This window comes from Paenibacillus sp. 7523-1 (assembly GCF_002276415.1).
GTDB lineage: Bacteria > Bacillota > Bacilli > Paenibacillales > Paenibacillaceae > Paenibacillus > Paenibacillus illinoisensis_A.
Window position 1 is genome coordinate 85,214 of sequence record NZ_NPBR01000012.1, and the last position, 15,185, is coordinate 100,398.

A 15,185-nucleotide genomic window follows, 5' to 3' on the forward strand; every position below is an offset into this window, starting at 1 on the left:
TTTTCCCAGGACAATAATTAAGAAATGGCTTCATACCAATACTTCTTTATCCGATATAATTATGTATACGGTCAGATTCCAAATTCAGAAAGGGACCCAACATGAACGGAAATAAAATTAAAATCACACTTTTTCACCTGTCTTCGTCAGGCTCAAATAACTTCCACCTTTATAACAACATCTACCAAGAACTATGTGATAAATATGACATTGAGCTGTTAACTCGGGAACAAATGCTTTACAACCGTCATCTGGATGAGAGTGATGTTTATATTACAACCCATGGTGAATACTCTTCCAATTACGACAAAGTTCAAATTGATCTCTGGCATGGTTTTCCTCTTAAAGGCATGGCCAAAATGGATAAACAAGAGAAAACTCCAGATAGCAACATTCATGCGCATTGGTCCAAAGTAGACATGATCATGTCCTACTCTGCACTATATAACACTGCTATGAATGCTTGTAATGGAGCTAATGTTGCTCAATATCGTATTACCGGTGCACCAAGAAATGATGCATTACTCTCAAGAGAAAGTAGAGATAATCTCAAGAAGATATTCCCTAACATCACGAAGAACGACAAATTAATTTTCTTTATGCCAACATTCCGTAAATCGGTTATCACCCCTGATAAAATAGAAGGTTCTAAGGATTTTCATAATCTATTTGGTTTATCCGAGTATGATCAAATTCAGCTTCAACACTTTCTTGAGAAACATAATCTGAAATTAATACTTAAACTACATCCTTTTGAAGAACAATATTTCCAAAAGGAATTGTCTGATATTCGATCAAATCATATTCTCACCTTGAATGATCAGGATCTAACTAATCTCAACATGGACCTGTACAACATTCTTGGGGCAGGAGATATGCTGGTCACAGATTATTCCTCAGTATACATTGACTTTCTGTTGTTGAATCGTCCTGTAATTTTTACACCTATTGATCTTGAAGTATACAGAGAAACTCGCGGATTACTGTTTGAGCCATACGATTTTTGGACACCTGGGCCTAAAGTCTTCACTCAAACTGAACTCCAGGATGCTATTAAACGTTACATGGCCGACGAGACACTCTATGCCAAAGAAAGAAATACTCTACTCCATCTGTTCCATTTCCATCAAGATGATCAATCCTCTAATAGAGTATGGAGACAAATCGATCAATACATTGAGAACAACCTTGAAATTATTTATAAGAGAAGGACTAACTATCAAGAACACAAAGAACTCCAGCGGAAGATCAAACAAACTATCCAACAAATGATTGAGAACGGCCACCTTGCACAGGCTAATGAAGCTATACAACAATATCTGGTTGATAACTCAGCGGACCCTGATATTTTTGCCATGAATGGCATGTTACATTTAATGAACGGCGACAGCCAAGAAGCCATTCAGTCCTTTCTGAGAGGACATCAGCATTTTCCTTGGGATGAGGATCTGTTATATAACCTGGGCTATGTATATGAAAGTTTGGGCGACATCCAATTAGCTATATCCTATTACCAAAAATCTCTATGCCAGAGCCAGAAACCCGATTTGAATGAAATGATTAAGAAAAAAATTGAAGCTTTCACTACTTCAACGTAAGGAGGGTTACGTTTGAAAAAAGTAATCACTTATGGGACGTTCGACTTACTCCACTATGGTCATATTCTTTTACTTCAGCGCGCCAAAGAGCTTGGTGATTACCTTATCGTGGCTTTATCTACTGATCAGTTCAATCGGTTAAAGGGAAAGGATGCTTACTTCACATATGAAGAACGCAGAATGATGCTTGAAGCAATTAAATACGTAGACTTGGTTATACCTGAGGAGAATTGGGAGCAAAAACAAACAGACATTAAACATTGGAAAGTAGATACGTTCGTTATGGGTGATGATTGGAAAGGCAAATTTGATGAGTTATCCATTCATTGCAATGTAATTTACTTATCACGAACTCCGGATATATCCACCACTTCAATTAAAAGCTCCCTACAAGCAATAACTCAGTAATTTCTCGATTCAACAAAAAAAAACGAATGATGACAAGCTCTTATTAAGACTTGTTACCATTCGTTTTTTTGTTTATACGGTATTATTTACCAACTTAATTTCATTATTGAAAAACTCTTCAACAAATGAGATCTCTTTAAAATCAGGAAAACGATTGTTGAAATCGTTGACTACTTTCATTTTTTCCTCGTTCGGAGCTAAACTAATTAATGTTTTGTAGATATGTCTTTTTGCAGATTCATCTTCAAGAGCAGCATTAAAAAATTCATAAGCATCATCTCTATAATTTTGATTTGCATGATAGTATCCGAGGTTTTCCAAGCTCATACCATTCAATTCATTTCGAGTTAGCAACGCCGAATAATAATTCATCGCTAATTCCACACGATTCACATCATAAAAGTAGTTTGCTAATCTGTTAATTACATCGCTATTATTGACTCCATTGACCAATTGATCAAAAATTTCAAATTCTTGCGTCAGGAAGAGCTGCCTTGCAATAGCAAACAATATATCGGTTTCAATAACTGTATCATTACTAACCTCATTCTGACCAAAGACACCCAGGATTACCTTAGAAGCTGATGATAACCTGTTGTTATCAAGTTTTCTAGAAAGCTTTTCAAGTAAAGAGTAGTCCTTCCATACGAGAGTCCCAATGATCACTTGAAGCCATACTAATTCTTCATCATCAGTTATCACAGTGATATCGTTTAGCAAAGCATGCATCCGTGCAGAGTCATTATTAATTACTGAAAGCTTCAATTGATCGGCAAGACTCAGTCCCACATCTATAGACACTAATTTCTTATAATGACTTACCAATCCCTTATTCCCTAAAACCAACGAGACTTTGAACAAAAGTAGATACTCTCCTTCTGTCGGGGAAACGTAAATCTTCTCAAAAAAGCGGATAACAGACTCTTCGTCTTCATTTTGTAATAACCATTCCATCATTTTGACCAAATGTCCTGGATTTTTATTATTCTTATTGAGCTGTTTAGACATCCAGTATATTGCATTTTTATTGTCATTAAGTCGGAAATATAGCCCAATCAATTGTTGTACTGGTGAATCAAAACTGTACATCGGATCAATCAACCAGATATCCTGATTTTTTTGCGCTCTTTTTTCAGCTACGTCAATAGCTTTAAGGTATTGTAGCTCTGCATCTTGAAAGAAACCCAGAGTTTCATAATGGATGCCTTTAACTGTGTAATACTCTGGATATTGATTATAACGAATTAAACGCTTCTCTGTAAGTTCCCATGAACGGTTGAGTTGATCTTGACTGTAGTACAAGCTAACAAGCCCCATCAAACAATGAGGATACCATGCTTCATTCCGGTCTACATCTCTCATGGCTTTTTCATAGCATTCAATTGCCTTAATTGCATCCTTCGCATAACGGTACTGATTACCCAGTGTATACCAATCATATGAAGTAAGCTCCTGATCCGCCATCATTTGCTCAAAAATCCCCATGTTCCGCTCATGTTTGTTTTTTTCTAAAATCCGACTTATTTGATAACCTGTATGATAAATATTAAGGTTGATTGCTTTATAATATAAATCACCTTGCAATCCTCTAGTTAACTGTTCGTGAATTGGGCGTTCGAACATAATCCCCATGTTATTCGGGAAAAGTCTCGTTACAGGTGCAGTGGTAATTTCGTCTTCATATTCTTTTTCACCAGTAAAGTTTATGACTGGAAGAGTATATGCCAAATGTGGAAGTAGTTCCTCTTTATGCAGGAAATCTCTCCAGTCCTGATGATCTTCTGCAGCTATATATTCATCAGCGTCTAGAACTAGTATCCATTGTCCAGTAGCATGAATTATTGATTCATTACGAGCCTTCGAAAAATCATTGCACCACTTAAAATCATATACTTTATCAGTATATTTCTTTGCAATTTCTTTTGTTTTATCTGTCGAACCTGTATCCACAATGATAATCTCATCGGCGAGGTCTTGTACACTACTAAGACAACGCTCTAGTACCCTTTCCTCGTCTTTGACAATCATGCAAATACTCAACAGCTTCATCTTTACCCAACCTTCATTCAGTTTTTCGTATCAAAAAACAAGCTATCGGGTGCATAATGTGCACTGTAAGCATTCTTCTGCACCCGAATGGATCCTTGTTTATTCAACCAATTAGAAGCCTCATTTTTAAGGCTCAACATTTTATTTATTATAATATGATCATAGTCCATAAGCTGCTTGATCTTGATTTTATCAGATTCATTAAGTTCGGTATGATTTGACATCATCGTTTTAACCAGTGATTCTCTCTGATCTGCAAATGCAGCCAAATCCTCATATCCAATGTCGTCAATCTGATCAATAATATGCAAAGTCAGATCGAGTAACTGAGTGACATATTCTTCTGCTACCTGCATCAGTTAGCCGTTCCATTTACGCTTTTACTAGCGACTTCCCAGGCTTCCCTGAGTTCAGTTAGATAGGAAAGAGCTTCTTTGGCTGGTTTAACATCTTTTTTGAGATTGGCTTGAATTAGGCAGTGTATCATATACTCATATACCGAATACAACGTTTTGGCAACCGGATAATCATAGTTGAGTGCAGCTATTAATTCATGAATAACTGCCTGACCTTTACAAAGGTTGGTATTTGTTTTTTCAAAATTCGACTCTTCTATAGCAGCAATGCCCGATTTCACAAACCGAATTGCACCATCGTATAACATTAGCAATAACTGCGCCGGGGATGTCTGAACTTGATTTTGTTGATATTTCTGAAGAGGTGAATTAATCACTCTGTTTCACTCCTTATTACTTAAATTAGCCTAACATGCTAGAAAGACTGGAAGAGGTGCTGTTATATTTATTCATTGCTGTTTCCATAGCAGTAAATTGCTTATAATATTGATTTTCAATTCTAGTTAACCGAGCTTGCAGATCCGTAATTCTTCTCTCATAAGCAGTCAATTGATTTCCGATTTGACTTTGTGGTTGAAATGCAGTTGACAAATCGCTGCTTATTTTGGATGTTCCTGCCTTCTCAGCTAGGCTATCTAGTGCCGATAAATTAATCTTTTTGATTCTATTAAATAATCCGTCATTGCTAGTCACACTTTTCGTGGAGCTGTCTACTTGACTAAACAAAGCGGTAACTTGTTCTGGATTCGTTTCAAGAGCGGTACGCAACTTATCTTCATCTAGGTACAATTTACCTTTTTCACTATAGTTTCCAGTAGTAATACCGATATTAGTGATATTAAACTTTGTATCTCCTAAAGCAGATATCATTGCAGTCCGCATGTCACTTAATGTCTTGTTAAGAATCGAATCATTCTTTAACAATCCACTTTTCGCTTTACTTTCCCACAATTCGATTTCGCTATCTTTCATATCTGCTTTCTGCTCAGTAGTCAAAGGAAGATATGTTCGATATCGTTCTTCATTTGTTTTTTGATTCAATAACGCGGTAGTTTCGTTATAGAAATCGACAAAAGACTTGATTGTATCTATTATGGCATCTGTGTTTTGAGTAACCTCGATTTGACTAGTCTGACCAGTAGGTGTGACACCTGTCAACGATATTTCCACGCCATTTACTGTAAAGCGGTTAGACGATTGTTTTGTTTCCAATCCGTTAATAACTACTGTAGCGTCCTCACCCTTTTTGACCCCAGTAGTTGTGAAACTAGTATTACCTGTAAATAGTTCCCCACTCAGCTCTATGTCTTTATTTCCTGTATCTTTATTCGTTAAAGACAATCCACCCGTTGCAGAGTTATACACCGCCGTCACTCCGGCGTCTTTACTATTATTAATTTTCTTCACAAACGATTCAATCGTATCGTCTGCCGTAAATTCTATTGTCGCATTGCCTATTTTAACGCTCGTCTCTGTCCCAGAATATATATCAGACATTTTGGTACCACCTGCTGTACCTTGGTATATTACATTAGACGACGAAGCCAAGTTCTTGACGCTCACATTCAATACAGAATTGGCAGCAGCTCCCGATGCAGTAGCGGTAAGTACTCCCGTTGCTCCTGTGACCACAGCTTGTTTGGAATCTATATTTTTACTTAAATTCAGATTGGAAAGCTTTTCATTGAAGCTTACTAATTTCGTGCTAATTGTACGGTAATTATCACGTTTCCATTCTGCTTGCGTTTTCTGTTGGTTGATTTTATCTAAAGGTGCTCGTTCTGCTGTCATTAATTGTTTAACCATTGCATCAATATCGAGTCCTGAAGCCAAGCCGCTAATTCTCATTTGATCCCCTCCATTATGCTTTCTTATCGATAATTAATCCACTTAATTCCATGAGACTTGCAGCCACATCAAGTAGCTTTTCTTTCGGTATTTCTCTTATGAGTTCCCCTGTTGCTTTATTTTTAATTTTAACCATAATTGCGTTAGTCTCTTCATGCACAGAGATTTCATACGTCTTCTCAGGCCCTTGCAGAGCTCTTGTAGCTACTTCCAGCTGATCAATAGCTTTCTCTTCCTCACTGGATAAATTCAATCTTTCCTTGGTTATTGTATTATTCTGAATTAACAATTCGGCTGATTCCTCAGATGTTGTTCTTGATGATACTGATCTTAGAGCACCCAGCGTTCCTGAAGTTCCTTGGACTCTATGTTCCACGCGATTCCCTCCCGAACCCTTTTTTTGACGATTCAATTGAAGATCTTACTATGTATATCGGATAAAAATCTTCTGAAATGAAGAGATAAAAAAAAGAAGCCTTGAAAACAAGGCCCCTCTAATTTGAAGAATTTGAATATTAACGAAGTACAGACAGAACACCTTGTGGAGCGGAGTTCGCTTGTGCCAGCATCGATTGGGAAGCTTGCAGCAAGATGTTGTTTTTGGACAGTTGAACCATTTCTTTAGCCATGTCTGTATCACGGATACGGGACTCAGCTGCAGTCAAGTTTTCAACAGTTGTACCCAAGTTGTTGGAAGTGTACTCCAAACGGTTTTGAACAGCACCCAGTTTTGCACGTTCTGTGGAAACACTGTTGATCGCTGTTTCAATATCAGCAAGGGAAGTACCTGAACCCAGAGTACTGAAGTCTGCAGTAGAGATAGATCCGATTGTGATAGATCCTGTTGCTTTATCGTTAACGGTGATTGTAGCACCTTTAGTGATACTGATACCGTTGAACGTTGTTTTAGTCATGATGTTGTCGATTTGAGCACCCAGCTCTTTCAACTCTTCGTTGATGTTGTTTGTATCGTTAGAGCTGTAAGTTCCGCTCGATTTTTGTACGTTCAACTCTTTCATACGAGTCAACATGGAGGATACTTCGTTCATTGCACCCTCAGCAGTTTGTACAAACGAGATTCCGTCTTGAGCGTTACGTTGTGCTTGCTCCAGACCACGGATTTGTCCACGCATGGACTCGGAGATGGAGAGACCTGCTGCATCGTCAGCTGCGCGGTTGATACGCAGACCGGAAGACAATTTCTCCATGTTTTTGCTTGCAGCACTTGTGTTAAGAGTCATGTTACGGTGTGTGTTCAACGCTGGTACGTTATGGTTGATAATCATTTGATATTTCCTCCCTGAAATGGTTTAATTCCCACATCCATGTGGTATTAGCGTCTTCACAGGTCGGCCGCCCTGAAGAATTACCGCTCTATAATATATATCGACTACTGGCCAAGAATTGTTAATAGTATTTCAAACTTTTTTTTATTTCTGGGCATTTTTATTTATTTGCTCTAATGCTACTTGAACCGTTGCCAAATCCATCACGGCATTCTGATTATTTTGTCCAATCGCATCGAATACTTCTTTCCGGTAGATATCAATCTCTTTGGGAGCAGAAATCCCTATTTTCACATTATCCCCTTCGACTGACAAGACAGTAACAATTATATTGTTATCGATGATAACGGATTCTCCTTTTTTTCTAGCCAGTACTAACATCAGAGATCTCCACCCTTCATATCCTGATCTTTCTCTGCCCAAGGGGCATGTTTAGTAGAGTAATGGGTATTCTGTAATATGATTTGCTTGCCGGTATTATTAGATGTATTGAACACAATAGGAGCAAGAAGATTAACTGTGACATTACTAAGGTTACTGTGCCATGTTACAATGCATTGAATAAAAACCTGTTCTCTTTTCGTTACATCAATGTCTTCTATAGCCTCTTGTGAGAGCTCAAATTCATAATTGGGGTATAGATCAAAAGGATTAACTGTAATAAATGCCACATCCGGCTGACTGGCTGATTGGAAAAGATTAAACATCTCGTTATGCTGTTTCAAAGCAAAGTTTTGATGCTGTTCGAAACCAGGTATCCCCTTTGGAAACGTATAGATTTTCTCTTCACTCTCATTCTGATTAACTTGATCCATTTCCACTTTAAAATCCTCCCTAAATAATGAATAAAGCTACGGACTACTAGTGTCCATAGCTTATCATAGTTTTCAAGTTATGTTTATCTCATAAAATCCATCAATGATGGTTGCATAATCTGAGCAGAAGACTTAAGTGCAGCCTCATAAATGGTTTGAGCAGACGTTGCCTGTATCATTAAACTCGCCATATCTGCATCTTCTGTTTTGGATTGGAGTGATGTTAGATTGAGGTTATAATCGGTTAACCGAGCCTGGACCAGTTCAACACGGTTCGTTCTAGCACCCACTTCAGAAATACTAGACTGCATTTTAATTGATCGGGATTCTATTTTATCTGCCTGACTAGCTACACCTTCGTAGTCTCCATTAGTCAGGGCATTAATCAAATCATCCATAATTTTAAATACATTATCGTCCTCAGTTGAAGTACCAAAATATTCAGAACCAGGTGTGTTAATCTGGAAAATAGATTGATCTCCAATTGAATAATTCACAGGTTTATCATCTGTATCAATTTGAGAGAACTGCGTCATCGGTGGAATTAATTCATATGGAGCTTTGTCGTAATTTTGACCATTAAAAATATATTTCCCCCGAATCTGACTATTCCCTATGTTTACCATTTGTTTTTGCAATTCTTCAACTTCAAGTTTAATAGCATCTAGACCAGATTGAGGCACCGTCTCGCTTGCACCTTGAATTGTTAATTCCTTCAACCTTTGCATAACTTCTCCGGATTGTTGCATTGTAGAATCCGTCGCATCCAGCCAGCTTACGGCTGCATCCGTGTTGGATTGGTACTGCTCATTCGCAGCCAACTCAGCACGGTAACGGAGTGCATATGTTACACCGACTGGATCATCAGAAGGTTTATTAATTTTGCGACCGCTCGAAATCTGGTTGGACATAGTATCCATTCGGTTCAGGTTGCGGTTGAGGTTGCTGAGCATCTGAGTATTCATCATGCCTGAGGTTACGCGAATAGCCATTATTGGTTACTCCTTTCTATGTCTTAGCGACCGACTACACCGGTGCTGTTAATGAGTTTATTTAGCAATTCATCATAGGCAGTCATGAAGCGGGCAGCTGCACTATACGCGTGCTGGAATTTGATCAAGTTACTCATCTCTTCATCGAGAGATACGCCGCTTACCGATTGACGATTCAAATCGACCTGCTCCGTGAGGAGTTGAGCATTTTGCGCCTGACGTTTAGCTTCCTGGGTCTGGACACCAAGTTGTCCTACAATTGCGCCAAAAAAGTCATCTACCGTAGTCGGTTTGGACAGTCCAGTACCAAAATCAAATTTTGAATCTTTTAGTCCAGCCATGGCCAGCGCCAAGCTGTTATTCCCCAGTACTACACTCTCACCCGCACCTATTCCCGTCGTACGCATCGAAGTTGCAATGTTATTCGGGTCATTTTGGATATCCGTACTTAAGGTAATGTTCCCAGCCGTGATCGTTCCTGAACCATCTTTGGTTGTAAAGAAGTCTCCACCAGCTGTTGGTGTATTACCACTAAGCGTATATCCCAGTTTGTGCAGTCCATTAATCCCTTGAACTGTCACCTTCAAATCAGATGTTAACGTTCTATTGTTATTGGCATCGGAATACGTCACGTTGTTGAGAACCGTGCCGCTAGGCAATACGGATCCAGCAGGAATGGTAATCTCAATATCCCCGGTTGCAAGTGTATTTGCCAGCTGATCAATCTGCTTGCGGTAATCTGCTACATATTGATCACGGGAGTGGATCATTCCATAGACTTCGCCACCCGTTAGCGTGCCCGCTTGATAGGCGTTCTCCAAAATATCAGCGGTGACAGGAACAACTGCTGCTCCGGTAACTGCAACTTGGCCTGCAATCGTCACCTGGTAGCCGCTATCCAGTTCTGTTATCTGAACGCCAGCAATCTTGGACAACTGGTCTACTGCATAATCGCGTTGGTCACGCAAGTCATTGGCATTGTCCCCAAGCTGCTCCACTTTCACAATGTTGTTGTTCAGATCCGCGATGGACTGCAGATATGAGTTGATTTCGGTTGTTTTTAATGAAACGTTGTTGGTCAGATCGTTAGTCAGTGCATCCAATTGGAGACTGATCTGATTCAAGCCATCTGTTAGCGCTAACGTTGTTTCCTTCACGATCTTGCGGTTGGTAACATCCTGCGGATCTTGGCTCAGATCGGACCAGGAGTTCCAAAAGTTATTCAGAACGGTTCGAATCCCCGTATCCGAAGGTTCGTTCATGATTGTTTCGAGCTTCTCCAATGTACTGTTCCGAACAGTCCATCCTCCGAGTGATGTATTTTCATTACGGAACTGGCCATCCAGAAAAGATTCACGCACACGCATAATGGAGTTAAACTCAACCCCTGTTCCAAGCTGACCTGGAGATGTCGTGCGATAAAAGGCCACAGCGTCAATCGGATCTGCCGCAGTCATGTTAACGACTTGACGCGAATAACCCGGTGTATTGGCATTGGCAACGTTATGTCCTGTTGTGTTCAAAGCGGCGGTTTGCGTTATTAAACTGCGTTTCGCCGTTTCAATTGAATGGAATGTTGAAGCCATGTTGTTTTTCCCCCATTATTAAGCCCGAGTATCAAAGAGTCCGGAGCGAGCCATACCGTAAGGCTTCTCTGAAGGATTCTGATAAGTGGCCTCTGATTCAGAATGAAATGACATTGTCTCAATAAAGAAGTCGATGTACGATAGTGACTGTTTGATCAGCTGTTGGTTGGCTTCATTCAGAAACTTCACCTTTTGCAGCACATCCGTTAATGAGGTTTGAGCCTGGAGAAGCTTCTTCTTCTCAGCCGTATCAAAAACGAGTCTCATTAGCTCACTAATCGTTAGATTCAGTTTCGACTTGATGCCACGTTCCTCCAGGAACTGATGGACCGCCTGAAGTCTCTGCTGCTCGATCAATTCAATTTTTTTAGCCAATTTGGATTCTTGATTGATTAGAGCGATCAGTGTCTCGACTTTGTTGGCCACAACCGCTTCCTTCTTTTGTTCTCCCAATACCAGCATATCCTCATGTGCGGCCTGCAGCTGTTCAAGTACATCGATTATTGATTCAATTGCCATGTGTCCTCCTATTGATTAGGGAAGTTCTTAAAGTATGGAGCGAGCTTCTCAGCGAGCTTCTGGCTGTCTACTTGATACGTTCCCGAATTTACCTGTTCCTTCAATTCCTGAATGCGCTGCGTACGTGCTGCATCCTGTGTACGACTTTGATCTTCAAGCATCTTCATCGCCTCCGGAGAAATGGATACTTCGTCCTTACGGCGGCTTTTCTTAGCGTCAGCCTGCTGATTGGATTCAATGTTCCTTTGATAGGAATTAATAGCACCAATTCTATTCGGTTCATTGATTTTCATACGAAATACACTTCCTTCACCTTGGGATTTTTACATTATCTTTATCATTGCGAACAATTCGGATAATAAAAAAAACCGATAATCTTTAATAAGTTTATCGGTACATTCCAAAACATTTGTTATAGCAGGAACTGCATTTAAGCCCTCGTTCCTATGAATCCCGTAGTTTGTCGACAGCATTGTAGGCTCGTCCGCCTATATTGCCATTATCCTTCTGACCTACCTCACGTGCTGCCCCAGCCAAGTCTTTTGTTAAGCGATTACGGCATGAGTCACACATATGCCCTTCACGGATTAGCGTTCCGCATACCTCACAAGGATACATCATATTCGGGGCGTTTTCGATGGAAATCCGTCCCTCCCGGATGAACTTGGTGATCTGCTTAATGGAAATCTCCGTTGCATCAGATAGTTCCTGTATGTTAGTGCCTCTATTCTCCCGTAAATAATCTACGCAAGTTTGATATTCCTGTTCTATTTCCTTAATGCAATTCGAGCATACATCCCGAAAGTTCAATGCATATAACCTGCCACAGCGAGGACAATTACCCAGATTCATCGCTTAAACGCCCCTCTCAAACTTCCTCATTCCGATGGATAATACCTATACATTACCTTATTTTCTCACATCTAGTCCATAGTCTATTTGCGCACCAAGAGGACCAAGAATGCGTACATACGCAAATTTTCAGAAGATATTTTATGGCTATAATTGAATAATTCGTATACTTTCCTCATTGTGAAAAAGATTTTTTTTCTTTTATTTCATGATAATCTATTACATCTCTAAAATTCAAACTCTCCTGTAATCTTAAATATTACTATGATCGCGCCAAGGATAGTGTATAGATCTCTACTGGAATATCACTTGAGACAGCCGCATTTAAAATAACCCTACCACAAGCATCCAAGGTACTGCCCGTTGTGTAAATATCATCGATTAATAGCAATTGAAGTGGACAAGAATGCTCTCTAGCAGAATTAGATCCTGCTTTGCCTATGTAGAGGTCCAATAAAATATCCATTACGCCGGGGCTAATTGAAAAAGCTTCCTTCATCGTCTCAATCCGTTCGCCACGCGTTTTGAAGCTCTGCTTGGTGGTGTTGATCCGGCGCTGCAGCAGATCAACTACGGGTAGACGGCAGGCTGCGGCGAATCCGGTAGCGAGCCGCTCGGCCTGGTTGAAGCCGCGCTCGGCAAGGCGTTCGTTGCTGACGGGGACGTAAGTCACCACGTCAGGCCGCCATCGCGCCTTGGGGCTTGGGAGCAGCGACTTCGTTTGGCGTGTCGCTGCTTGAGGGTTAGTGCGCACGGCGGTTGATGCGTGCGCGCCAGGGGGCTGAACGCGCGCGTAAGTTGACGCGCGCGGGCTCGGTGGATGCAAGCTGGCATCCACCGGAGGTGAAGCAGAGGTGGCGGGATAAGCCACAGAAGCTTGGGTTTCTTTTGCGGCATCCAAACTCAGTTCTTCACTCATGGCTTGAAAGGCTTGAATGAGAAGTGACGTTAACAGCGGTGCGTAGCGCTCGTGGCCCCTGAATTTGTACATGCCAATCCATTCTTTCATAAGAGCATTGTATTGAACGGCACTGCGGTTACAGATGAACGAACGATTGGCCATATGTGGGCGGATGCAGTCCGGACAACCGATGGCCCGGCCACAACGCAGACAGCGGATGGATCGAATCCAGGGGATCTGCTGAGCGCATCGTGTGCAAATCCCCGGGTAGGTTGGAGATAGTACGGCACGAGTGCCACAGGTCAGGCAGGTTGCCCCAGGCGGGGCAAGCAGGTTATGTATGCGATGGGAGAGTTGGTGAACAAAGTCGGTTATATTATTAAGCTGATTGAACATGATGCCAGTACCTCCTTAAATGGAGCGGATTTATCGTTGGGTCTGCTTGTGCAGGTAACCCCTGCGATGGGCGATAGTGTTCATTTTCCGAATCTGTGCCACCGCTTTGACCTGAGAACGGGTGCGCCTAGAGGATGCGAAGACGACTCTGCCTGCCGGATCATCCATGGAACGCCCTGCTCTGCCTGCCATCTGTACCAGCGAAGCTTCGTCGAAGAGCCCATTATCTGCATCCAAAATAAAGACATCACTGCGCGGAATGGTCACGCCCCGCTCCAGAATGGTGGTCGTCACCAACAGACGGATGTCTCGTTCGCGGAATGCCATGACTTTACTTGCCCGGTCCGTATCTTGGGATGATGTCCCTTGGATATGGATTTGGGGAAATATTCGCCGCATCAGGTTAACAAAGGCCTCAATCTGGGCAATGCGAGTTACGAATACAAACACCTGGGCATCACGCTGCAAGGAGGTTTGGATGCTATTCTTCAGGGCAGCGGGAAGACTCCTTTTTTTGATACACTCAGCAACAGTCGGTATCTTGATCAAATGCGGAACGGGCAGTGGATAGCGGTGAAAGCGTACCGGTACCCTCGCATGAGCGAGTTTCCGCTGTGATACTTCTTTTTGCAGCCGGGCTGGCGGGGTAGCCGAGAGATATATGAAATTCCCATCTGGTTTGCAGGAAGCTGACGCGGCATGAGCGAGCATGGGATCGTTGTGATAGGGAAAGGCATCGAGCTCATCAATGATGACCAAGTCGAACCCTTGGTAAAAACGCATCAGCTGATGCGTGGTCGCGAGGGTGAGCTGTGCGTCTTTCCAGCGCTCGGTACTGCCTCCGTACAGGGTCGCCAGTGTAACGTCAGGAAAGGCTTTGGCCAGACGTGGCGCCAGCTCCAACACCACGTCTCTACGCGGCGTTGCTACAAGCGCTCGCCCTCCACGGTCTAGCGTATGCTGGAGCAGCGGGAAGATCATCTCGGTCTTGCCGGCACCGGTCACGGCCCAGAGCAAGAACCGCCCCGGCCCCTCCTCGGCGGAGGTGGGCCGGGCCAAATACGCCAGCGCCGCAGAAGCTGCCGCGCTCTGCGCTGCGCTAAGCCCCCACCGGGCGAGCCCGCCGCCGGTGGCAAGAGCGGCCGTGCACCGCACGGCTGCAGGCGCTGTGCTGCGCAGCAGCAGCGCACAGGCACGGCTGCGCCCCAATGCGAGGCATGCCTCGCAGTAGGCGCACGCCGCCAGGCCGCAGGCAGCGCAGGGCACGCGCTGCCTGGCAACGCTGCCGCACCGGCGGCAGCGGGGCGCGCCTTGCGCGCTGAGCCACGCGGGCCGGCGGCGCGTGGGCAGTTCCAGGGCGGCTGTGATGCTCAGCCGCCCGTGCAAGCGCGCGAGCTGCGCAGCCGCGCGCCAGGAGGCCAGCTGCGGGACGGTGTCCGCCAGCAGCGCCTCCGCCTCGGCCGCCAGCAATTGGCGGCCGCGAAGCCGCTCAGCAAGCAGAGCTGCGCCCTGCTCCAGCTGAGCCCACGCATCGGCGGGATAAGCAGCTGGCATCCCGCCCACCCCCGCTCCCCTGGAG

At 42.9% G+C, this 15,185-nt stretch carries 18 protein-coding genes; 3 read left to right on the top strand and 15 right to left on the bottom strand.

Features of this window, described 5'->3' with window-relative positions; all coding sequences use genetic code 11:
* Positions 1-101 precede the first annotated feature (101 nt).
* Together CHH60_RS15090 and tagD are read left to right on the top strand one after the other, a co-directional pair.
* Positions 102-1,598, top strand: a complete 1,497-nt coding sequence (locus CHH60_RS15090; RefSeq protein WP_095359923.1) for a CDP-glycerol glycerophosphotransferase family protein — start codon at positions 102-104, stop codon at positions 1,596-1,598.
* Positions 1,599-1,610: 12 nt separating this feature from the next.
* Positions 1,611-2,006 carry a glycerol-3-phosphate cytidylyltransferase gene (tagD, locus tag CHH60_RS15095; protein WP_095359924.1) on the top strand — a complete coding sequence of 132 codons (396 nt, stop codon included), beginning with the start codon at positions 1,611-1,613 and terminating at the stop codon, positions 2,004-2,006.
* Between the two features lie 72 nt (positions 2,007-2,078).
* On the opposite strand, the gene CHH60_RS15100 is transcribed toward tagD, so the two are convergent.
* The 14 genes from CHH60_RS15100 to CHH60_RS29560 all read right to left on the bottom strand — a co-directional run bounded on the left by CHH60_RS15100 (position 2,079) and on the right by CHH60_RS29560 (position 13,063).
* Positions 2,079-4,055 (bottom strand): glycosyltransferase family 2 protein, encoded by a 1,977-nt coding sequence (locus tag CHH60_RS15100; protein ID WP_095359925.1) that lies wholly within the window; start codon positions 4,053-4,055, stop codon positions 2,079-2,081.
* A gap of 17 nt (positions 4,056-4,072) precedes the next feature.
* A complete protein-coding gene (locus tag CHH60_RS15105; protein WP_095359926.1) occupies positions 4,073-4,411 on the bottom strand; it encodes a hypothetical protein in 339 nt (112 codons plus the stop codon).
* The gene (fliS, locus tag CHH60_RS15110) at positions 4,411-4,788 is read right to left on the bottom strand and encodes a flagellar export chaperone FliS (RefSeq protein ID WP_095359927.1); all 378 of its coding nucleotides are present in this window, start codon (positions 4,786-4,788) and stop codon (positions 4,411-4,413) included. Before fliS ends, CHH60_RS15105 begins: the two co-directional genes overlap by 1 nt.
* A 25-nt stretch (positions 4,789-4,813) precedes the next feature.
* Positions 4,814-6,259, bottom strand: a complete 1,446-nt coding sequence (gene fliD / locus CHH60_RS15115; protein WP_095359928.1) for a flagellar filament capping protein FliD — start codon at positions 6,257-6,259, stop codon at positions 4,814-4,816.
* 13 nt (positions 6,260-6,272) lie between these two features.
* Positions 6,273-6,635 (bottom strand): flagellar protein FlaG, encoded by a 363-nt coding sequence (locus CHH60_RS15120; RefSeq protein WP_095359929.1) that lies wholly within the window; start codon positions 6,633-6,635, stop codon positions 6,273-6,275.
* Between the two features lie 139 nt (positions 6,636-6,774).
* On the bottom strand, positions 6,775-7,545 hold the full coding sequence (locus CHH60_RS15125) for a flagellin N-terminal helical domain-containing protein (RefSeq protein WP_095359930.1): 771 nt from the start codon (positions 7,543-7,545) through the stop codon (positions 6,775-6,777).
* Between the two features lie 144 nt (positions 7,546-7,689).
* Complete coding sequence (csrA, locus tag CHH60_RS15130) at positions 7,690-7,926, bottom strand: carbon storage regulator CsrA (RefSeq protein WP_095359931.1); 237 nt, start codon at positions 7,924-7,926, stop codon at positions 7,690-7,692.
* Entirely contained in the window at positions 7,926-8,360 is a 435-nt protein-coding gene (gene fliW / locus CHH60_RS15135) for a flagellar assembly protein FliW (RefSeq protein WP_095359940.1), read from the bottom strand. The genes csrA and fliW overlap by 1 nt, the downstream gene beginning before the upstream one ends.
* 83 nt (positions 8,361-8,443) lie before the next feature.
* Positions 8,444-9,352, bottom strand: coding sequence for a flagellar hook-associated protein FlgL (gene flgL, locus CHH60_RS15140; RefSeq protein WP_095359932.1), 909 nt, complete (start codon positions 9,350-9,352; stop codon positions 8,444-8,446).
* Positions 9,353-9,375: 23 nt separating this feature from the next.
* Entirely contained in the window at positions 9,376-10,938 is a 1,563-nt protein-coding gene (flgK, locus tag CHH60_RS15145) for a flagellar hook-associated protein FlgK (protein ID WP_095359933.1), read from the bottom strand.
* Positions 10,939-10,956: 18 nt separating this feature from the next.
* Positions 10,957-11,457: a flagellar protein FlgN gene (locus CHH60_RS15150; protein ID WP_095359934.1), complete on the bottom strand. Its 501-nt coding sequence runs from the start codon at positions 11,455-11,457 to the stop codon at positions 10,957-10,959.
* 8 nt (positions 11,458-11,465) lie between these two features.
* Positions 11,466-11,750, bottom strand: coding sequence for a flagellar biosynthesis anti-sigma factor FlgM (gene flgM, locus CHH60_RS15155; RefSeq protein ID WP_076287615.1), 285 nt, complete (start codon positions 11,748-11,750; stop codon positions 11,466-11,468).
* A 151-nt stretch (positions 11,751-11,901) separates the two neighbouring features.
* On the bottom strand, positions 11,902-12,309 hold the full coding sequence (locus CHH60_RS15160) for a TIGR03826 family flagellar region protein (RefSeq protein ID WP_095359935.1): 408 nt from the start codon (positions 12,307-12,309) through the stop codon (positions 11,902-11,904).
* Positions 12,310-12,571: 262 nt separating this feature from the next.
* Entirely contained in the window at positions 12,572-13,063 is a 492-nt protein-coding gene (locus CHH60_RS29560; RefSeq protein WP_176476074.1) for a ComF family protein, read from the bottom strand.
* Positions 13,064-13,279: 216 nt separating this feature from the next.
* On the opposite strand from CHH60_RS29560, the gene CHH60_RS29565 reads away from it, so the two are divergent.
* Positions 13,280-13,492: a hypothetical protein gene (locus CHH60_RS29565; RefSeq protein ID WP_141236956.1), complete on the top strand. Its 213-nt coding sequence runs from the start codon at positions 13,280-13,282 to the stop codon at positions 13,490-13,492.
* Positions 13,493-13,636: 144 nt separating this feature from the next.
* Here the strand turns inward: CHH60_RS29565 and CHH60_RS15170 are convergent.
* Positions 13,637-15,185 (bottom strand): helicase-related protein (locus CHH60_RS15170; protein ID WP_141236957.1); only part of this gene is annotated, 1,549 nt, incomplete at its 5' end.

Coding starts and splice junctions, on each gene's coding strand:
- csrA (WP_095359931.1), bottom strand. CDS start 7,926: ATGTTAGTACTGGCTAGAAAAAAAGGAGAATCCGTTATCATCGATAAC.
- CHH60_RS15100 (WP_095359925.1), bottom strand. CDS start 4,055: ATGAAGCTGTTGAGTATTTGCATGATTGTCAAAGACGAGGAAAGGGTA.
- CHH60_RS15160 (WP_095359935.1), bottom strand. CDS start 12,309: ATGAATCTGGGTAATTGTCCTCGCTGTGGCAGGTTATATGCATTGAAC.
- CHH60_RS15105 (WP_095359926.1), bottom strand. CDS start 4,411: ATGCAGGTAGCAGAAGAATATGTCACTCAGTTACTCGATCTGACTTTG.
- CHH60_RS15090 (WP_095359923.1), top strand. CDS start 102: ATGAACGGAAATAAAATTAAAATCACACTTTTTCACCTGTCTTCGTCA.
- fliW (WP_095359940.1), bottom strand. CDS start 8,360: ATGGATCAAGTTAATCAGAATGAGAGTGAAGAGAAAATCTATACGTTT.
- fliD (WP_095359928.1), bottom strand. CDS start 6,259: ATGAGAATTAGCGGCTTGGCTTCAGGACTCGATATTGATGCAATGGTT.
- flgK (WP_095359933.1), bottom strand. CDS start 10,938: ATGGCTTCAACATTCCATTCAATTGAAACGGCGAAACGCAGTTTAATA.
- CHH60_RS15125 (WP_095359930.1), bottom strand. CDS start 7,545: ATGATTATCAACCATAACGTACCAGCGTTGAACACACACCGTAACATG.
- flgL (WP_095359932.1), bottom strand. CDS start 9,352: ATGGCTATTCGCGTAACCTCAGGCATGATGAATACTCAGATGCTCAGC.
- CHH60_RS15150 (WP_095359934.1), bottom strand. CDS start 11,457: ATGGCAATTGAATCAATAATCGATGTACTTGAACAGCTGCAGGCCGCA.
- flgM (WP_076287615.1), bottom strand. CDS start 11,750: ATGAAAATCAATGAACCGAATAGAATTGGTGCTATTAATTCCTATCAA.